The organism is Qipengyuania sp. SM2507, from assembly GCF_053714505.1.
In genome coordinates, this window is the sequence record NZ_CM132307.1 from 787,756 (window position 1) to 805,208 (window position 17,453).

The 17,453-nt window shown below is 65.7% G+C and carries 19 protein-coding genes and 1 tRNA gene; 13 read left to right on the forward strand and 7 right to left on the reverse strand.

All coding sequences use genetic code 11. The annotated features are described in order from the left end of the window. The first annotated feature begins 57 nt into the window (after nucleotides 1-57). The 8 genes from ACWIKC_RS03735 to ACWIKC_RS03770 all read left to right on the forward strand — a co-directional run bounded on the left by ACWIKC_RS03735 (nucleotide 58) and on the right by ACWIKC_RS03770 (nucleotide 6,699). Nucleotides 58-3,306 (forward strand): intermembrane phospholipid transport protein YdbH family protein, encoded by a 3,249-nt coding sequence (locus ACWIKC_RS03735; RefSeq protein WP_454598787.1) that lies wholly within the window; start codon nucleotides 58-60, stop codon nucleotides 3,304-3,306. 5 nt (nucleotides 3,307-3,311) lie between these two features. Further along, nucleotides 3,312-3,578: a YnbE family lipoprotein gene (locus tag ACWIKC_RS03740; protein WP_454599434.1), complete on the forward strand. Its 267-nt coding sequence runs from the start codon at nucleotides 3,312-3,314 to the stop codon at nucleotides 3,576-3,578. Between the two features lie 21 nt (nucleotides 3,579-3,599). Next, complete coding sequence (locus tag ACWIKC_RS03745; protein ID WP_454598788.1) at nucleotides 3,600-3,989, forward strand: YdbL family protein; 390 nt, start codon at nucleotides 3,600-3,602, stop codon at nucleotides 3,987-3,989. Nucleotides 3,990-4,145: 156 nt separating this feature from the next. Continuing rightward, nucleotides 4,146-4,466: an AtpZ/AtpI family protein gene (locus tag ACWIKC_RS03750; protein WP_454598789.1), complete on the forward strand. Its 321-nt coding sequence runs from the start codon at nucleotides 4,146-4,148 to the stop codon at nucleotides 4,464-4,466. 56 nt (nucleotides 4,467-4,522) lie between these two features. After that, the gene (locus ACWIKC_RS03755) at nucleotides 4,523-5,308 is read left to right on the forward strand and encodes a F0F1 ATP synthase subunit A (protein ID WP_454598790.1); all 786 of its coding nucleotides are present in this window, start codon (nucleotides 4,523-4,525) and stop codon (nucleotides 5,306-5,308) included. A 43-nt stretch (nucleotides 5,309-5,351) separates the two neighbouring features. After that, nucleotides 5,352-5,579, forward strand: a complete 228-nt coding sequence (locus ACWIKC_RS03760; protein ID WP_067612715.1) for a F0F1 ATP synthase subunit C — start codon at nucleotides 5,352-5,354, stop codon at nucleotides 5,577-5,579. Nucleotides 5,580-5,645: 66 nt separating this feature from the next. Beyond that, complete coding sequence (locus ACWIKC_RS03765) at nucleotides 5,646-6,140, forward strand: F0F1 ATP synthase subunit B family protein (RefSeq protein WP_454598791.1); 495 nt, start codon at nucleotides 5,646-5,648, stop codon at nucleotides 6,138-6,140. Next, complete coding sequence (locus ACWIKC_RS03770) at nucleotides 6,133-6,699, forward strand: F0F1 ATP synthase subunit B family protein (protein WP_454598792.1); 567 nt, start codon at nucleotides 6,133-6,135, stop codon at nucleotides 6,697-6,699. The genes ACWIKC_RS03765 and ACWIKC_RS03770 overlap by 8 nt, the downstream gene beginning before the upstream one ends. Nucleotides 6,700-6,702: 3 nt before the next feature. Here the strand turns inward: ACWIKC_RS03770 and ACWIKC_RS03775 are convergent, their stop codons facing one another. From ACWIKC_RS03775 to aroA, 6 genes are all read right to left on the reverse strand, one after another. Beyond that, entirely contained in the window at nucleotides 6,703-7,677 is a 975-nt protein-coding gene (locus ACWIKC_RS03775) for an NADPH:quinone oxidoreductase family protein (RefSeq protein ID WP_454598793.1), read from the reverse strand. Between the two features lie 27 nt (nucleotides 7,678-7,704). Further along, nucleotides 7,705-8,460 carry a hydroxyacylglutathione hydrolase gene (gene gloB / locus ACWIKC_RS03780; RefSeq protein ID WP_454598794.1) on the reverse strand — a complete coding sequence of 252 codons (756 nt, stop codon included), beginning with the start codon at nucleotides 8,458-8,460 and terminating at the stop codon, nucleotides 7,705-7,707. A gap of 123 nt (nucleotides 8,461-8,583) precedes the next feature. After that, nucleotides 8,584-10,290 carry a 30S ribosomal protein S1 gene (rpsA, locus tag ACWIKC_RS03785; RefSeq protein ID WP_454598795.1) on the reverse strand — a complete coding sequence of 569 codons (1,707 nt, stop codon included), beginning with the start codon at nucleotides 10,288-10,290 and terminating at the stop codon, nucleotides 8,584-8,586. Nucleotides 10,291-10,681: 391 nt separating this feature from the next. Beyond that, nucleotides 10,682-11,314: a (d)CMP kinase gene (gene cmk / locus ACWIKC_RS03790; RefSeq protein WP_454598796.1), complete on the reverse strand. Its 633-nt coding sequence runs from the start codon at nucleotides 11,312-11,314 to the stop codon at nucleotides 10,682-10,684. Then, entirely contained in the window at nucleotides 11,311-11,592 is a 282-nt protein-coding gene (locus ACWIKC_RS03795) for a CBU_0592 family membrane protein (protein ID WP_454598797.1), read from the reverse strand. The genes cmk and ACWIKC_RS03795 overlap by 4 nt, the downstream gene beginning before the upstream one ends. After that, the gene (aroA, locus tag ACWIKC_RS03800) at nucleotides 11,589-12,920 is read right to left on the reverse strand and encodes a 3-phosphoshikimate 1-carboxyvinyltransferase (protein ID WP_454598798.1); all 1,332 of its coding nucleotides are present in this window, start codon (nucleotides 12,918-12,920) and stop codon (nucleotides 11,589-11,591) included. The genes ACWIKC_RS03795 and aroA overlap by 4 nt, the downstream gene beginning before the upstream one ends. 231 nt (nucleotides 12,921-13,151) lie before the next feature. Here aroA and ACWIKC_RS03805 point away from each other — a divergent pair, with 231 nt between their 5' ends. The 5 genes from ACWIKC_RS03805 (at nucleotide 13,152) to rimM (ending at nucleotide 16,405) form a co-directional block, all read left to right on the forward strand. Continuing rightward, the gene (locus ACWIKC_RS03805) at nucleotides 13,152-13,475 is read left to right on the forward strand and encodes a TIGR02300 family protein (RefSeq protein WP_454598799.1); all 324 of its coding nucleotides are present in this window, start codon (nucleotides 13,152-13,154) and stop codon (nucleotides 13,473-13,475) included. A gap of 91 nt (nucleotides 13,476-13,566) precedes the next feature. Then, a tRNA-Ala gene (locus ACWIKC_RS03810) sits at nucleotides 13,567-13,642 on the forward strand. A gap of 180 nt (nucleotides 13,643-13,822) precedes the next feature. Continuing rightward, on the forward strand, nucleotides 13,823-15,307 hold the full coding sequence (gene ffh, locus ACWIKC_RS03815; RefSeq protein ID WP_454598800.1) for a signal recognition particle protein: 1,485 nt from the start codon (nucleotides 13,823-13,825) through the stop codon (nucleotides 15,305-15,307). A gap of 34 nt (nucleotides 15,308-15,341) precedes the next feature. Continuing rightward, complete coding sequence (gene rpsP / locus ACWIKC_RS03820; protein ID WP_454598801.1) at nucleotides 15,342-15,884, forward strand: 30S ribosomal protein S16; 543 nt, start codon at nucleotides 15,342-15,344, stop codon at nucleotides 15,882-15,884. A 32-nt stretch (nucleotides 15,885-15,916) separates the two neighbouring features. Then, complete coding sequence (gene rimM, locus ACWIKC_RS03825) at nucleotides 15,917-16,405, forward strand: ribosome maturation factor RimM (protein ID WP_454598802.1); 489 nt, start codon at nucleotides 15,917-15,919, stop codon at nucleotides 16,403-16,405. Between the two features lie 5 nt (nucleotides 16,406-16,410). On the opposite strand, the gene ACWIKC_RS03830 is transcribed toward rimM, so the two are convergent. After that, nucleotides 16,411-17,331 (reverse strand): NAD(P)/FAD-dependent oxidoreductase, encoded by a 921-nt coding sequence (locus ACWIKC_RS03830; RefSeq protein WP_454598803.1) that lies wholly within the window; start codon nucleotides 17,329-17,331, stop codon nucleotides 16,411-16,413. Between the last annotated feature and the right edge of the window lie 122 nt (nucleotides 17,332-17,453).

Genomic DNA, 17,453 nt, shown 5'->3' on the forward strand with positions numbered 1-17,453 from the left:
TCGACGTTGATTGACGCTGCATTGCCTTTCACCGGCCATGCGCGCAAGGGCTGGCGAATGGATGGGGTCGATACCCAAGTGACCGCAGAGGGGGAGCAGCCTCGCGAAAACCGGTCGCGTTGGTGCAAGAAACGCTGGATGGGGCCGCTCGGCATCGTGTTGGCGATGCTGCTGGCGGTGCTCGGCGCGTGGCTGATGCGCGAGCGGATCGCGGGCGACATCATCGAGGACCAGCTCGCCCTTTACGAGATCCCCGCCAGCTACGACATCGCCCAGATCGGCACGCAGAGCCAGATCCTGACCAATGTCGTGCTGGGCGATCCGGCCCGGCCCGACTTCACCGCCGAGCGCGTGGAATTGCGCCTACGCCATCGCTTCGGCACCCCGACCATCGAGCGCGTGATTCTCGTCAAGCCGCGCCTGTTCGGCGTGCTGCGGGGCGGCGCACTCAGCTTCGGAACGCTCGATCCGCTGATTTTTGCCGAGACCGATGGGGAGCCGGGGCTGCCCGAGCTGAATGTCGCGGTGCGCGACGGGCGCGGGCTGCTCGAAACCGCCTATGGTCCGATCGGCGTCAAGCTGGAAGGCGAGGGCAGGATCGACGATGGGTTTGCGGGCATATTCGCCGCTACCGCGCCTGCGCTCGATCTCCCCGACTGCGCGCTGCGTGGAGCGAGCATCTATGGCAGGCTGACGACCAGCGCAGGCGAACCCAGTTTTGCCGGTCCGGTGCGGCTGGGCTCGGTCGATTGTAGCGGGGTCACGCTGGCGCAACTTGCGGCGCGCGTCCGGGCAAAGGCCAGTCCCGATCTGAAGGATTTCAGTGGTCGCGCATCGGTCCGGTCGAACCGGATCGCTGCCGAAGCAATCACGGCGAACGGCCTCGACGGGACCATACGCGCGAGCTGGCGCGACAGCATATTCGCCGCGAACCACAGTTTGGCGCTGCGCGGCATCAGCACGCCGCAATTGTCCGGTGCACTGCTGACGCTGGATGGAACGGCGCGCGCGGATTCGGGCTTCGAAAACGCGACATGGCGCGGCGATGTCGAGGCCAATGGCCTGCGGCCTGGTCGTCAGACCGAAGCAGCACTCACCGGATTGGCCGAGACCGGGGCAGACACGCTGGTCGAGCCGATCGCCCGCCGGATCGCCGCGGCTTTGCGCAGCGAGGCACGCGGCAGCGCCTTCACTGCGGACATGGCGGTGAACAAGCGTGGCAAGGGCCTGGCGCTCTTCATGTCGCAAGCCCAACTGCGTGGCGGCAGTGGCAGGCGGCTGATCTCGCTTTCGCAAGTCGAAGCCAGCCGGACAGGAGAGGGTCCCGCACGATTCTCGGGCAATTTTGCCATGAGCGGTTCGGGTCTGCCCGGCGTGATCGGCCGAATGGAAAGCGACGCCGGGGGCGATCTGGTGTTCCGCATGGCGATGGCGCGTTACGAGGCGGGTGGGTCGGCCATCGCCATCCCACGGCTCGCGCTGGCGCAGGGCGCCGAGGGGGCTTTCGTTTTTTCGGGCGAGGCGGTGGTGAGCGGCGCATTGCCCGGCGGATCGGCGCGCGAGCTGCAATTGCCGCTTTCGGGGCGCTGGGCGTCCGGTGGGACGCTCGCGCTGTGGCGCGAATGCACCGATATCCGCTTCGCGCAGTTGCAGTTCGCCGATCTCAGACTGGATCGCCATTCGCTGACCCTGTGCCCGCCGCCGGGGCGCGCGATCGTCGAGAACGGACCGCAAGGCCTGCGAATCGCCGCGGGTGCGCCGCGCCTTGCCTTGGCAGGCATGCTCGGAGGCACCCCGATCCGGCTGGCGACCGGCGCTGTCGGCTTCGCCTATCCCGGCGTGATGACCGCGCGCCAGATCGATGTCTTGCTTGGCCCGGCTGAGACCGCCGCTCATTTTGCGATCGACGATCTCGACGCCGAATTTGGCACAGCGATCACCGGCAGTTTTGCCGATGCCGACGTCACGCTCGACGCGGTCCCGCTCGATATTCGCAAGGCCAGCGGCGAGTGGCGCTATGCCGAGGGCCGGCTGGATTTGACCGGGGGCAGCCTGAATCTGCTCGACCGCGAAGAGCCCGACCGGTTCGAGCCGCTCGAAGCGCGCGATGCGCGTTTGTCGCTGGCCGACAACATCATCACCGCCTTCGCCGAATTGCGCCATCCTGCCAGCGACCGTGTGGTTACCGCCGCCGATATCCGCCACGATCTTTCGACTGGCCGGGGCGAGGCCGATCTGGTCGTGGCGGGACTGGAATTCGATGGAGAGCTCCAGCCCGACGATCTGTCGCGCTTGGCGCTGGGCGTGATCGCCAATGCCGATGGCCTCATCGCCGGGACCGGGCGGGTCGCTTGGGGCGAGGCCGGCGTCACCAGTTCGGGAACATTGACCACCGAGGATTTCGATTTTGCCGCCGCCTTCGGCCCGGTGCGCGGGGCCAGCGGCACGATCGCGTTCACCGACTTGCTAAGCCTGACGACCGCTCCCAGCCAGCGGTTGAGCATCGGTTCGGTCAATCCCGGCGTCGAAGTCACGGGCGGCACGCTGGAATTCCAGCTGCGCGACTGGACCATGCTGTCGGTCGAAGGAGGAAGCTGGCCGTTCATGGGGGGCGAGCTGATCCTGCGCGAGGTCGATCTCGATTTCGGCATCAAGGAAGAGCGTCGCTATGTTTTTGAGATGGTCGGCCTCGATGCGGGTGTCTTCGTGGAGCGGATGGATATCGGCAATCTCGCCGCGACCGGAATTTTCGACGGGACGATCCCGATCGTCTTCGATGCCTCCGGCAACGGCCGGATCGACGACGGGGTGCTGATCTCCCGCCTCCCAGGCGGCAATATCTCCTATGTCGGCGAGCTGACTTATGAGGACCTTTCGCCGATGGCCAATTTCGCCTTCGATGCGCTGCGCAGCCTCGACTATTCGCAGATGCGGCTGCTGATGGAAGGTCCGCTGACTGGCGAGATCGTCACCAGGGTGCGGTTCGACGGGATCAGCCAGGGCGAGGGCACCAGCAGCAATTTCGTCACCAGACGGCTGGCGAGCCTGCCGCTGCAGTTCCGGATCAACATCCGCGCGCAATTCTACCAGCTGATCAATTCGATGAAATCGCTCTACGACCCCGCGGCGGTCCGCGATCCGCGCGGCCTTGGCCTGGTGTCGGACGACGGGACGAGACTGCTGCGACGCGAGATAACCGGCGAAGAGGTCGGACCCGAAATCGACCCGGACGATCCCTTTGCAATCGATCCAGCCGACGCGATCGATCCAGCCGACCCAATTATTCAGGAGCAGGAAAGCGAGTGACCGCTATGACAGGGCAGCAATTGACGGGCCGCGCGCGGCTTGCGACACCCGGCACCATGCAGGGGATCGGGAACGAGCGTGGCCGGAAGGCGGGCAGGAACAGGGTGGCGCTGCTGATCCTGGCTTCGCTCGCGCTGGCAGGGTGCATCACGGTGAACGCGCCCGAGGAAGCGATCGTGATCGAGCTCAACGTGAACATCCGCCAGGAAGTGATCTACCGGCTGGCTGCGGATGCGGGCAATACGATCGAGGAAAACGCGGATATCTTCTGATGCCGCCCAAGGGGTAACATGATGAACAGATTGACCAAAACGGCTCTCGGGCTTGCTGCAGCGGCGCTGGCCGTTGGCGGAATTGCGGCGCCGGCCTTCGCGCAGCGCGACCCGGCCTACGACAACGCCCGCTCAGCCGGAGAGGTTGGCGAGAAGATGGACGGCTATCTCGGCATCGTCGTAGCGGAGACCGAGGCCCTGCGCCGGATCGTCAACAGCATCAACATCAAGCGGCGGGCGGTCTATTCGGACAAGGCGCAGGCAGCCAATGCCACGCTCGAGGAATACGCCTTCGCCGCCGGATGCCAGGCGATCCTCAAGACCGCGCCGGGGGAAAAATACCAGGCTCCCGATGGCAGCTGGCAGACCCGCGGCACCGGCGCGCCGCTGCGCGATCCCCGCTGCCCCTAAGCAACACAGCAGCAACATAGCGCAAATTTCTGGGCGACTGCCGCGGCTAGTGAGGACCCCGCGTGTTGACTCGTTTCCGACCCCCGCCTAAGGGGTCGACGCCCTCGGCGGGCGGCTCTGGCCCGTGCTGTGCATTCCCATGAAACGGAGGCTGGCATGAGCGACGAGAAGCCCGCAGGAGAACCCATCGGCGAAGATGCGCGGATCGACGCGCTCGAGGCGCGGCTCAAGGCCGCACGCGAGCGGGAAGAACAGCGCAACAAGCCGCGGACATCGGGTGCCGATGCGAATTACCGCAGCGGCAACCGCGTTCTAGCCGATTTGCTCGGCGGGATTCTTGGTGGCCTGGTGCTCGGCTGGTTGTTCGACTGGCTTGCGGGTACCCTGCCATGGGGTCTGTTGACCGGACTGTTCCTCGGGATAGTCGTGGCCTTCAGAAACGTCATCCGTTCCGCAAACCGGAGTTCGGACGAGTGAACCCGTAACGGGAACACACCGAATTCGGGACCACAGGGTTAGGGATTTTTCTTCAAGTGGCAGAAGAAGCCAAGGTCGATCCGATGCGCCAGTTCACGATCGAGCCGCTTGGCGGCACGGCGGGCTGGGAAGTCGCAGGCTACAACATCGCCTTCACCAACAGCGCGCTGTGGATGCTCATAACCACGGTCGTGCTTTTCGCGTTCGTGGCTCTGGGCATGAAGCGCGAGCTCGTGCCCGGGCGCTGGCAGATGATGGTCGAAAGCCTGACCGGATTCATCGACGACATGCTTGAAGCGAACATCGGCAAGGGCGGGCGCAAATATGTGCCTTACGTCTTCAGCCTCTTCATGTTCATCCTCTTCGCCAACCTGCTTGGCCTTATGCCGCTTGGCGTAGTGGGCGTGCACCCCTTCACTTTTACCAGCCATTTTACCGTCACCGGAATCCTGGCGGTCATCTCCTTTTCGATTGTTCTGGGCGTCGGCTTCTGGAAGCATGGCCTCAAGTTCTTCGGCCTGTTCGTGCCGCATGGCACGCCGCTGCCGATGGTCCCGTTCATTGCTCCGATCGAGTTCATCTCCTTCATGGTGCGGCCCTTCAGCCTCGCGCTGCGGCTGTTCGTCGCGATGATGGCGGGACACCTTCTGCTCGAAGTGCTGTCCAGCTTCGTGATCGGCGGCGGCAACGCTGGCTTCGGTTTCGGCCTGCTGGTCGGTGTTCCCAGTTTCATCCTGATGGTCGGCATCTGCGCGCTCGAACTGCTCGTCGCCGGCATCCAGGCTTATGTCTTCGCGCTGTTGACTGCCCTGTACATCAACGACGCCGAGAACCTTCACTAAGCCCTCAATTATCACTCGAAGAATTCAACGAAAGGAACATCTCATGGATATGGAAGCAGCCAAAATGCTCGGAGCCGGCCTCGCCGCTATCGGCGCGGGTCTCGCTTCGCTCGGTGTGGGCAATGTGTTTGCCAAGTACCTCGAAGGCGCGCTGCGCAATCCGGGTGCCGCCGACGGCCAGCAGGGTCGCCTGTTCATCGGCTTCGCCGCAGCCGAGCTTCTCGGCCTGCTGGCCTTCGTCGTCGCGATGATCCTGATCTTCGTCGCCTAAGACACGAACAATCGGGCGCGGGCCGGGGAAGCTCTCCGGCCCGCCTCCGCTGCAAGAGCCCGCCTCATGCCCCAGATTGCCCAACTTGCCGAAACCTTCTCCAGCCAGCTGTTCTGGTTGCTGGTGTTCTTCGGCTTTACCTTCTTCGTCGTCGGCCGTGGCATGGTGCCGCGAGTGATGGAAACCGTGTCCCTGCGCGACAAGCAGATCTCCGACGATCTGGCTGCCGCACAGAGCGCGCGCGACCGCGCCGATGCGGAGGAAGCGGCCTGGCGCGAGCGGGAAAATGCCAACCGCGCTGCGGCTCACGAGCTCATCGCCAAGGCCAAGGCCGATGCGGCGACCCAATCCGGACTGAAGCTCGCCGAGGCGCAGGAGCGGCTCGACGTCAGGCTGGCCGAAGCCGAGCAGCGCATCGACTCCGCACGGACCCAAGCCATGACCGAGGTCGAGGCGGTTGCCGCAGATGCGGCGCAGGACATCGTCCGGAGGATTGCCGGGGTCGAGGTCAGCCGGCCAGTTGCGACCCAGGCCGTGAAGGAATCGCTCGCTCATGGCTAATGCCCCGGAAGTTTTCACCACCAAACCCGGCGAGGCCTATACCGAGGTCGATGCCGGAGCCGCCAAGCACGTCGAACCCATGCTGCTGGGCCTCGCGCCCTATCAGTGGGTGTCGATCGCCATGCTGGTGCTGCTGCTGATCGCCTTCTTCGGCGCCAAGGTCCACAAGACCATCGGCGGCGGGCTCGACAGCCGGATCGCGGCGATCCGCGACCAGCTCGATGAAGCCAAGAAGCTGCGTGCCGAGGCCGAGGCGCTGCGCGACGAATACGCCGCCAAGATCGCCGATGCGCAGAAAGACGCCGAAGCGATGCTGGCCAATGCGCGCACCGAGGCCGATGCGGTCATGCAGCGCGCCGAGGAAGACAGCGCGGATATGGTCGTGCGCCGCCAGCGGATGGCCGAAGACAAGATCGCCGCCGCCGAGCGCGAGGCAATCGAGGACGTGCGCAACCGTGCCGCGCGGGCAGCCACCGCCGCGAGCCGCACGCTGATTGCGGAAAAGCACGATGCCGCGAAGGATCGCGAGCTGGCCAACGAGATTATCTCGGGGCTCTAAGCCTTACGGCTCGAGCACGATCTTGCCGACGATCTCTCCGCTCGCCATCGCCTGAAAGGCTTCCCGCCAGGCGGCGAGCGGCAGGACCCGGTCGATATGCGGCGTGATCGCGCCCTCGCTGGCCAATCTATCGATAACTGCTGCGATCCGTACCCCGCGCTCGGGGAAGCGGCGGGCATATTCTCCGGCGCGAACTCCCACCACCGAGAACCCCTTGATTAGCGGGATATTGACCGCGATCTCAGGAATCCGACCGGCGACAAAGCCGACCACCAGAAGCTTGCCGCCGAAAGCGACGCAGCGGGTGCTTTCGTCGAAGACATCGCCGCCGACCGGATCGAAGACGAGGTCGCAGAGCCGCCCGTCGGTCAGCCCGGATACTTCCTCGCGGAACCTGCCGGTGTTGAGAATGGTGGCTTCGGGCATGCTTATCGCAGTCAGCGCCTCGCGTTTGTCTGGGCGATGGGTGGCAGCGATGACCTTTGCGCCGAGCGCCCGGGCCAGGTCGCAGGCCGCCAGCCCGACCCCGCCACTGGCACCATGGACCAGCACCGTTTGGCCTTGCTCTAGCTGTCCCAGCTCGACCAGCGCGACATAGGCGGTGTGATAGGCTGCGCCCATCGCCGCGGCCTGGGCGCAGGACAGGCCCTTCGGGATCAGGCGCAGCGAACCGGCGGGCAGGGAGACGAACTCCGCCATCGCGCCGGTCTTGGCGCCACCCATGACAAGATCGCCGGGTGCGAAGCCGCTCGCGTCATCGGCCTCGACCACCTCGCCCGCCATCTCCAGCCCCGAGACGAAGGGCAGCGGCGGTTTGAACTGGTAGTCGCCGCGGGTCATCAGCAGGTCGGGATAGTTGAGTGAAGCTGCGCGGACCTTCACCAGAACCTCGCCCTCGGCCCGGTCGGGCTGAGGGATGTCGGCCAGCGCCATGCCCGAAAGGTCGGGGCTGAGCGCAGTCACCTGAAGCGCCTTCAAGACACCACTCCCACCGGCCCGCCCGGGCTAGAAATTGTCCTTGCCCTCGCGCAGCGCGGCGAAGGTTTCCGCAGGCGTTTCACCGCCCCATTTTTCGCGCAGCGCCGGTTCGTCGGCGCGCAGGAAGGGGTTGGTCGCAAGCTCTCGCGATAGCCGGGTCGGCACGGTCGGCTCGCCTCGCTTGCGCTTCTCGTCGATTTCGCTCGCATAGGCCTGCAAGGCATCATTGCCGGGATCGGCGTGGAGCGCGAACGTTGCATTGGCCTGCGTGTATTCATGCGCACAATAGAGCACCGTGTCAGCGGGCAGCGCCTTGATCCGCTGGAGGCTGTCCCAGAATTGCTGAGGCTCGCCTTCGAACATCCGCCCGCAGCCCAGCGCGAAGACGCTGTCGCCGACAAAGGCAATGCCGTCGGCGAGCAGATGGTAGGCTATGTGGCCATTGGTGTGGCCCGAGACGTCGATGACCCGCGCCTCGTGTTTGCCCAGCGTCACCGTGTCTCCATCGCTCACCTGCCGGTCGATCGGCGACAGCCGTTCGACCTCCTGCGGTGCCACCACCGTCGCGTCGCTCGCCTCGACGATGACCGAATTTCCGCCCGCATGATCGGGATGCCAGTGGGTGTTCCAGATCTGCGTGATCCGCCACCCCTTGGTCTCGGCCTGGCGAAGGTATTCCGCGCCGTCGGGGGTGTCGATCGCCGCGGTCTCGCCGCTGTCGGGATCGTGGAGCAGGAAACCGTAATTGTCGGTCAGGCAGGGAAACTGATGAATCTGGAGCATGGGCCCGAGTCTACGCACCCATGCCCAAAAGGAAAGGCCCGCCTTCCCGGATGGGGAGGGCGGGCCTTGCCGTTTTGTATTTGCGGGTTCCCTCAGCCGGAGCGGCTCAGGGTGCTCGCGAACTTACGAGTCGTCGGACTTCTTCAGCGCGGCGCCGAGAATGTCGCCGAGCGAGGCGCCCGAGTCGGACGAACCGAACTGCGCCACGGCTTCCTTCTCGTCGGCGATCTGACGCGCCTTGATCGAGAAGGTCGGCTTTTTCGTACGGTCGAAGCCGGTGACCAGCGCATCGATCTTCTGACCGGCCTGGAAACGATCGGGACGCTGCTCGTCGCGGTCGCGGCCAAGGTCCGAACGCTTGATGAAGCCGGTCGCGCCGTCTTCGCCGACCTGCACTTCGAGCCCGCCGTCGCGCACTTCGAGAACACTGACGGTGACCGTCTCGTTCTTGCGCAGCGAGCCGGTGGCAGCGCCTTCGCTGGGAGCACCCTTTTCGAGCTGCTTCATGCCCAGGCTGATGCGCTCCTTGTCGACATCGACATCGAGCACGATCGCCTCGACTTCTTCACCCTTGCGGTGCAGCGCCAGCGCGTCCTCGCCCGAGATCCCCCAGGCGATGTCGGACATGTGGACCATGCCATCGACGTCGCCGGGCAGGCCGATGAACAGGCCAAATTCGGTGGCGTTCTTGACTTCGCCCTCGACCTTGCTGCCGACCGGATACTTCTCGGCGAAATCGTCCCACGGGTTGCCCTGGGCCTGCTTGAGGCCGAGCGAGATGCGCCGCTTTTCGCTGTCGACCTCAAGCACCACGACATCGACTTCCTGCGAAGTGCTGACGATCTTGCCGGGGTGGACGTTCTTCTTGGTCCAGCTCATTTCCGAAACGTGGACCAAGCCTTCGATGCCGGCTTCGATCTCGACGAAGGCGCCGTATTCGGTAATGTTGGTCACCGTGCCGGTGAGCTTCATGCCGATCGGGTACTTGGCGCCGACGCCATCCCAGGGATCGCTTTCCAGCTGCTTCATGCCGAGGCTGATGCGCTGGGTTTCCTCGTTGATGCGGACGATCTGCACGGTCACGGTCTGGCCGATCTCGATCATCTCGCTGGGGTGGTTAACGCGCTTGTAGCTCATGTCGGTGACATGGAGCAGGCCGTCGATGCCGCCGAGATCGACGAAGGCACCGTAATCGGTGATGTTCTTGACGACGCCGTCGATGACCTGGCCCTCGGCGAGATCATTGATCAGTTCGCTGCGCTGTTCGGCGCGGGTTTCCTCGAGCACGGCGCGACGCGAGACGACGATATTGCCGCGGCGACGGTCCATCTTGAGGATCTGGAAGGGCTGCGGCATTTCCATCAGTGGAGTGATGTCGCGAACCGGGCGGATATCGACCTGGCTGCCGGGAAGGAAGGCCACGGCGCCGTCGAGATCGACGGTGAAACCACCCTTGACGCGGCCGAAGATGCGGCCCTCGACGCGCTTGCCCTCGCCGAACTCGCTTTCCAGCTTGTCCCAGGCGGCTTCGCGGCGGGCGCGGTCGCGGCTGAGCATCGCTTCGCCGTCGGCGTTCTCGACGCGGTCGACATAGACTTCGACTTCCGAGCCGACGGTCAGGCCGTGCTCTTCGCTGCCGCGCATGAATTCCTTGAGTTCGACGCGGCCTTCGCTCTTGAGGCCGACATCGATGGTCGCCATGCCGTTGTCGATGGCGGTGACGGTACCCTTGACGACGCGGCCTTCGAAGCCGCCGTCATCGGCAGAGCCGAGTTGCTCGTCGAGCATTTTCGCGAAATCGTCGCGGGTGGGATTGGGCGCAGTTGCCATGCGTGTGGTAGTCCTGTTCACTCGAATTTCCGGCCGCCGGTTCTACCGGGGTCTTTTCTCCACCACGACTTAATTGCCTTGGTGGGCCAAGAGGCCGTTGTTTGCGCGGGGCCGGGTGCCGTCGCGCAAGTTCTCGGGAGCGGGGTGGGAAGGCGGCGGAAAAGCGAGGTGCGGGGCGCATGGCACCCTTACGCAATTACGGTCCTGTCGCTTGACCTGCCGCGGACCTTTTCTGCCCGTCGAACGGGGGCGCGCTTAGCGGAACGGGGTGCTGGAGGCAAGCGAAATGCGGTCAGCGGCAGGGGGTGTTGACACAGTTGACACGGGCACGGTGACACGACTTGCCGCTGCTTGTTGGATTGCCGCAGAGGCAATCCAACTCCGGCCCATTTCAGCGGTCCGCGCCGCCCGCTGCCAAGGTGACAGATTCGATCGCCGCGGCGATGGCCTCGTCGCGGTCGAGCGCGCTGGTGTCGATCACCATCGCGTCGTCCGCGGGGCGCAGCGGCGCGACCGCGCGGTTGCGGTCGCGCTCGTCGCGGCGGCGCAGATCGTCTTGGATCTCGAGCAGCGCGACCTTGACCCCGCGTTCGCGCATTTCGAGGAAGCGGCGGTGCGCGCGCGCCTCGACGCTGGCGGTGATGAACAGCTTGGCCTCGGCTTCGGGGGCGATCACCGTGCCGATGTCGCGCCCGTCGAGCACCGCGCCGCCCACCTGCGTGGCGAAGGCCCGCTGGCGCTCGAACAGCGCCTCGCGCACCGGGGGGTGTACCGAGACCCTGCTGGCGAGCCCGCCGGTCTCCTCGTCGCGCAGCACCGGATCGTCGAGCAGGCTGTCCTCGAAGCGGCAGGCGGCCAGCGCGTCGTGGGCATTGTCGGGATCGCCGCCCGCGAGCAGCACCTGCCGCCCGACCGCGCGGTAGAGCAGTCCGGTGTCCAGATGCGGCACCCCGAAATGCGCCGAAAGTGCCTTTGCGATGGTGCCCTTGCCGCTGGCAGTGGGGCCGTCGACGGCGATAATCATGTCTTACTCCTGCGGTCGCGCAGCGCTTTTGCCAAGCCCCACAGCGCGATCGCTGCCCAGAATCCTTCGAGCACCAGGCTGGGCCAATTGGTGTGCACCACCAGCGACACGGTCAGCAGCGCGGCGCCCGCCAGATTGGTCCCGTGGAGCAGGAAGGGGTTGGGATCGGATTTCCAGGTCAGATAGGCATAGGCCGCGATGATGCAGGCCATACCGAGGAAGCCGACGAAGGTGGCGACGTCGGGGTGGATCATCGCGGCGATCGAGGGGGCGATCATCGGGTGGCCTCCGCCAGCAGGTCGAGAAAGGTGGGAAAGCTGGTCGCGATCGGTGCGGCATCGTCGATCGCGATGCCGCCGATGCTGGCAAGCCCCGCCACCGCCATACTCATCGCGATGCGGTGATCGAGCCTTGTCGCGACAGGCCCGCCGCCCGCCAGGGGCGCGCCCGCCGAACCTTCGATGACGAGCCCGTCCGCACGTTCCTCGACCTGAGCGCCCACCGCGGTGAGCGCGGCGGCCATGGTCGCGAGCCGGTCGCTTTCCTTGACGCGCAATTCGTCGAGTCCGGAGGTCACGGTACGTCCCTCGGCCAGCGCGGCGGCGACGAACAGGACGGGGAATTCATCGATCATGCTTGGCGCGATGGCGGAATCGACTTCCACGCCCTTGAGCGCCGAATGGCGCACGCGCAGATCGGCCACCGGTTCGCCGCCGATCTCGCGCCGGTCCAGCTCTTCGATCGATCCGCCCATCGCGCGCAGCAGGCGGAAGATCCCGTCGCGGGTCGGGTTGAGCCCGACATTCTCGATCACCAGATCGCTGCCGGGCACCAGCAGCGCGGCGACCGCGAAGAAGGCGGCGGAAGAGGGGTCGCCCGGAACGGTGAGCGCGCAGGGGGTCATGTCGCAGGGGCCGTGGATCGCGATGGTTCGCGCGCCGTCGCCATCCTCGCCGATGGTAACCTCGACCCCGAAGGCGCTGAGCATCCGCTCGGTGTGGTCGCGTGTGGGGACGGGTTCGATTACGGTTGTGATCCCCGGCGTGTTGAGCGCGGCGAGCAGCACCGCGCTTTTCACCTGCGCGCTGGCGACGGGGAGGCGGTAGGTTATCGGCACCGCCGGATGCGCGCCCTCCATAAGGATGGGGAGCCGGTTGCCGACGCGCGAGGTGAAGCCGGCGCCCATTTGCGACAGCGGCGCGATCACCCGCGCCATCGGTCGCGCCGAGAGGCTCGCATCGCCGGTGAAGCTGGCGGCAAAGCCGTGGCTGGCGAGCAACCCCATCAGCAGCCGGGTCGAGGTGCCGCTGTTGCCCATCTCGAGCGGGGCATCGGGTTCGAGCAATCCGCCGACGCCGACCCCGTGGACTCGCCAGCGGCCCGTTTCGTCCTTCTCGATCCGCGCGCCCATCTGTTCCATCGCGCGCGCGGTGGCATGGACATCCTCGCCCTCGAGCAGCCCTTCGATAACCGTCTCGCCGAGCGCCAGGCTGGCGAACATCAGCGCTCGGTGGCTGATCGACTTGTCGCCGGGAACGCGGATGCGGCCGGTGAGCGGGCCCTGTGGGAAAAAGCGATGGGGGGGGGAGAAGCGATGGGCGGACACGCGCGGCTTTCGCTGGGTCTGGAGGGGCGCTAACGCTAGTCGGGCTTGCGAAGCGCTGAGGAGGGCGGTCGAGCGCCGGTCTTTGACAGTGGCATCGCCATCTGGCAAGGCGCGCGCGCAGTCGATCGCGCGCTTGCTCTACGCTTGATTCTGGGCCAGCGCGATCCCATCCTGTAAGTAGCAAATCATTCAGTCCCGCCGCCATCGGTGGGGCCCAGCCAAGGATTACACATGGTCAAACCGGAATGGGGCACCAAGCGGACCTGCCCGAAATGCGGCACCCGCTTCTACGATCTGGGCAAGGACGAACCCGCGACCTGCATCGAATGCGGCGAGGAATGGAATCCCGAGCCGGTTCTCAAGTCCAAGCAGCCGATCCCCTTCGAGGAAGAGAAGAAGGAGAAGGAAGGCGAAGCCGACAGCGATCTGGCCGATGACGATCTGGAAGACATCGACGAGGACAATGATTCGCCCGACAATGAAGTCGACCTCGGCGGCGACGACGATCTCGGCGTGTCCAAGGGCAAGGGCGACGAGGACGCCGAAGAGAGTTGATTTAGCGGTTGCAAATGGGAGGCGCCCTGCATAAAGGGCGCTTCCCGCAAGGACAGTGCATCCGCAAGGGTGCAACGTCCTCGAAATGTATGGGGCCTTAGCTCAGCTGGGAGAGCGCAACACTGGCAGTGTTGAGGTCAGCGGTTCGATCCCGCTAGGCTCCACCATTTCCCATCCCACCGGGTTCCGGCCAGACGGTTCGAACCCCGGCGAGATGGCGAAGACAGAAAAAGTCGGCTCTCCCTTACGAGGTCCGCACGCTGGCCGACGAGGTTTCGTCCGCCGGCGTTTTTCGCTTATGGTCGGGGCATCGCGCCCGGCCGCGCTCGAAGAGGAGTTGGTGCAGCATGTTCGACAATCTGTCAGATCGGCTCGGCTCCGTCTTCGACCGGCTCAAGGGCCGTGGCGCGCTGTCCGAACAGGATGTCCGCGACGCGATGCGCGAGGTGCGGATCGCGCTGCTCGAGGCCGACGTCGCGCTGCCCGTGGTCCGCCGCTTCATCGATGCGATCACCGAAAAGGCGATCGGCCAGGACGTGCTGCGCTCGGTCACCCCGGGGCAGCAGGTCGTCAAGATCGTCAATGACGAGCTGGTCGAGATGCTCGGCGGCGACGAACCCGCGACGCTCAACCTAGACGCCAAGCCGCCGGTGGTGATCATGATGGTCGGCCTGCAGGGGTCGGGCAAGACCACTTCCACCGCCAAGATTGCCAAGCTGCTCAAGGAGAAGCACGGCAAGAAGGCGCTGATGGCCTCGCTCGACGTCAACCGTCCGGCGGCGCAAGAGCAGCTCGCGGTGCTCGGCCAGCAGGTCTCGGTTGCGACGCTGCCGATCATCGAGGGCCAGCAGCCGGTCGATATCGCGCGCCGCGCGATGGAGAGCGCGAAGCTGCAATCCGCCGATGTGCTGCTGCTCGATACCGCGGGCCGGCTGCATGTCGACGAAGCGCTGATGGCCGAGATGAAGGCGGTTGCCGGAGTCTCGACCCCCACCGAAGTGCTGCTGGTGGTCGACAGCCTGACCGGGCAGGACGCGGTCAATGTCGCCAAGAACTTCACCGACGAGGTGCCGCTGACCGGCGTGGTGCTGACGCGGATGGATGGCGATGCGCGCGGCGGCGCGGCGCTGTCGATGCGCTATGTCACCGGCAAACCGATCAAGTTCGCGGGTACCGGCGAGAAGCTCGACGCGATCGAGGCCTTCGATGCCAAGCGCGTCGCGGGCCGGATCCTGGGCATGGGCGATGTCGTCAGCCTGGTCGAGAAGGCCGCCGCGGCGGTCAACCAGGAAGACGCCGAGGCGCTCGCGCGCAAGATGGCCAAGGGCCAGTTCGATCTCGACGATTTGCGGATGCAGTTGCGCCAGATGCAGAACATGGGCGGGCTGGGCATGCTCGCCGGGATGATGCCGGGCATGAAAAAGGCCAAGGCGGCGATGGCGTCCAGCGGAATGGACGACAAGGTTCTGGTCCATATGGATGCGATCATCGGCTCGATGACGCGCAAGGAACGCGCGAACCCCGCATTGCTCAACGCCAAGCGCAAAAAGCGCGTCGCGGCGGGCAGTGGACGGCAGGTGCAGGAGATCAACAAGGTGCTCAAGATGCACCAGGAGATGTCCCGCGCCATGAAGCAGATCAAGAAGATGGGTGGATTGAAGGGCCTCGGCGCGCTGTTCGGCGGCGGGGGCGGAATGGGCGGTGCTGGCGGCATCCCCGGCATGGATGGCCCCGGCCCGGGCGGACTGCCCGGAATGGGCGGCAAGAAGGGCCCCGGCGTCGATCCCAACACGCTCCCGCCTGACCTGCGGAAACTTTTGGACAACAAGTAATTTCGATTTTTTAGACTTTGAAAGGTAAGATACAATGGCAATTGCACTTCGTCTCAGCCGTGGCGGCGCCAAGAAGCGCCCCTATTATCGCATCGTCGCAGCCGACAACCGTTCGCCGCGCGACGGCAAATATCTCGAGCAGATCGGCGTCTATAACCCGCTGCTCGCCAAGGACGATCCCGCCCGCGTAAAGATCGACGAAGACCGTGCGCGTCACTGGCTCGAAGTCGGTGCGCAGCCGTCCGACCGTGTCGCCCGCTTCCTCGACGCCGCCGGCGTCCGCGAGCGTGCGGCGCGCAACAACCCGAACAAGGCCAAGCCGGGCGAGAAGGCGACCGAGCGCGCCGAAGAGCGTGCGACCAAGGAAACCGAGCGCAAGGAAGCCGAAGAGGCAGCCAAGGCCGAAGCCGCAGCGGCTCCCGCCGAGGAACCCAAGGCTGAAGAGGCTCCCGCCGAGGAAGCCAAGGCTGACGAAGCACCTGCCGAGGAGGCCAAGGCCGAGGAAGCTCCCGCCGAGGAAGCCAAGGCCGACGACGCCGCTACCGAAGACAAGAGCGAGGACAAGGCGGAGGGCTGAGCCCCCCGTCTGTCTTCTCCTCTGACCGCGTCATGACCGACAAGCCCGTCACCCTTGCAGCCGTTACCGGCGCGCATGGCGTGGCGGGCGAAGTCCGTCTGAAACTGTTCGGCGATGGCTGGGAAAGCCTCAAGCCGCACAAGGCCTTCAACGGTGGCGTGCTGACGCTCGGCAAGGTCCGCAGCGACGGCAAGGGCGGGGCGGTCGCCCGCTTCGCCGAGGTCGCCGACCGCAACGCCGCCGAGGCGCTGCGCGGCACCACGCTCACCGTCCCGCGCGCGAGCCTGCCCGCGCTCGAGGACGGCGAGTTCTACTTCTCCGACTTGCTCGATCTGGCGGTGGTCACCGATGCCGGTGAAGACGTCGGACGGGTCAAGGCGGTCGAGAATTTCGGCGCCACCGATGTCATCGAGATCGAGAAGCCCGATGGTAAGACTGTCATGGTCCCGCTGACCCTCGAGGCGGTGCCCGAGTGGGATTCCGAGCGACTGATCGTCGCCGCGGGCTTCGTCGAGGAGTAAGCCGGTCAGCGGCGCAAGGGACGCTGCTCGGCGAGGAAATTGCGGATCGCGGTGGCGGCGACGCCTGCCTGGCCCATCGCGTGGCTGATCTGGTCGAGCCCGACCACCACATCGCCCGCGGCGAACAGGCCGGGCACGCTGGTCTCGAGATGGTCGTCGACCTGGATGCACCCCTCTTCGGTGACATCCGCGCCGCACGCGACCGCCAGCCCCGACCGGATATCCGTCCCCAGCGCCGGGTAGATGCTGTCGAAGCGCATCCAGCCATCGCCGGTCTCGACGCCGATCCCGCCCTGGTCGAGCGCGAATTTGCTGCAGGGGCCGGCGACGCGGGCGATCCCCGCTTCGTCGAGCTTGGCGCTGCATTCGTCGGACAGGTCGTGGTCGCCATGCGGGGAGATCAGAGTCAGATCGGCGGTGTAACCGCGCAGGAACTGCGCCTCGGCGGTGCCGTGACTGCCGGTGCCCAGCACCGCGACGCGGCTGTCGGTGACCTCGTAGCCGTCGCATACCGGACAGTAGCGGATCAGCCCGCCCGCCAGTGCCTCGTCGTGGAAATCGTCGGCCATCCCCTCGGGGCGGCGGTTGACCACGCCGGTGGCGAGGAGGACCGAACGCGCCTCGAAGGTTTCATCGTCGCAGCGCACGGTGAAATGGCCCTCGGACTGCGACAGTTCGGTCACCCGCCTGGGCTCCCGCATGGCGCCATACTTTGCTGCCTGTTCGTACATCCGGTCGAGCAAGGCCTGTCCGCTGATGCCGTCGGGAAAGCCTGCATGATTGTGTGTGGTCGGGATCCAGCCGGCGCGGCTTGTGCCGCAATCGAACAGCCGGATCGAAAGGTGATAGCGCGCCAGATAGATCGCCGCGGTCAGCCCCGCCGGGCCCGCGCCTACGATGATGCAATCGTCGATTTCGTTGCTCATTATGCGGTGAATCCGCGGCATGGCAACGCGGCGCCCGTCGAAGAGGACTGGTCGCCGCTAAAGGCACGGGAAGGGACATCCAACGAGAATTCGAGCGACCGTACCTCGACTCCGGCGCCCGC

Excerpts from the sequence above, each read along its gene's own strand:
- ACWIKC_RS03735 (WP_454598787.1), top strand. The coding sequence starts at position 58 with ATGGATGGGGTCGATACCCAAGTGACCGCAGAGGGGGAGCAGCCTCGC.
- ACWIKC_RS03740 (WP_454599434.1), top strand. The coding sequence starts at position 3,312 with ATGACAGGGCAGCAATTGACGGGCCGCGCGCGGCTTGCGACACCCGGC.
- ACWIKC_RS03745 (WP_454598788.1), top strand. The coding sequence starts at position 3,600 with ATGAACAGATTGACCAAAACGGCTCTCGGGCTTGCTGCAGCGGCGCTG.
- ACWIKC_RS03750 (WP_454598789.1), top strand. The coding sequence starts at position 4,146 with ATGAGCGACGAGAAGCCCGCAGGAGAACCCATCGGCGAAGATGCGCGG.
- ACWIKC_RS03760 (WP_067612715.1), top strand. The coding sequence starts at position 5,352 with ATGGATATGGAAGCAGCCAAAATGCTCGGAGCCGGCCTCGCCGCTATC.
- ACWIKC_RS03765 (WP_454598791.1), top strand. The coding sequence starts at position 5,646 with ATGCCCCAGATTGCCCAACTTGCCGAAACCTTCTCCAGCCAGCTGTTC.
- ACWIKC_RS03770 (WP_454598792.1), top strand. The coding sequence starts at position 6,133 with ATGGCTAATGCCCCGGAAGTTTTCACCACCAAACCCGGCGAGGCCTAT.
- gloB (WP_454598794.1), bottom strand. The coding sequence starts at position 8,460 with ATGCTCCAGATTCATCAGTTTCCCTGCCTGACCGACAATTACGGTTTC.
- rpsA (WP_454598795.1), bottom strand. The coding sequence starts at position 10,290 with ATGGCAACTGCGCCCAATCCCACCCGCGACGATTTCGCGAAAATGCTC.
- cmk (WP_454598796.1), bottom strand. The coding sequence starts at position 11,314 with ATGATTATCGCCGTCGACGGCCCCACTGCCAGCGGCAAGGGCACCATC.
- ACWIKC_RS03795 (WP_454598797.1), bottom strand. The coding sequence starts at position 11,592 with ATGATCGCCCCCTCGATCGCCGCGATGATCCACCCCGACGTCGCCACC.
- ACWIKC_RS03805 (WP_454598799.1), top strand. The coding sequence starts at position 13,152 with ATGGTCAAACCGGAATGGGGCACCAAGCGGACCTGCCCGAAATGCGGC.
- ffh (WP_454598800.1), top strand. The coding sequence starts at position 13,823 with ATGTTCGACAATCTGTCAGATCGGCTCGGCTCCGTCTTCGACCGGCTC.
- rpsP (WP_454598801.1), top strand. The coding sequence starts at position 15,342 with ATGGCAATTGCACTTCGTCTCAGCCGTGGCGGCGCCAAGAAGCGCCCC.
- rimM (WP_454598802.1), top strand. The coding sequence starts at position 15,917 with ATGACCGACAAGCCCGTCACCCTTGCAGCCGTTACCGGCGCGCATGGC.
- ACWIKC_RS03830 (WP_454598803.1), bottom strand. The coding sequence starts at position 17,331 with ATGAGCAACGAAATCGACGATTGCATCATCGTAGGCGCGGGCCCGGCG.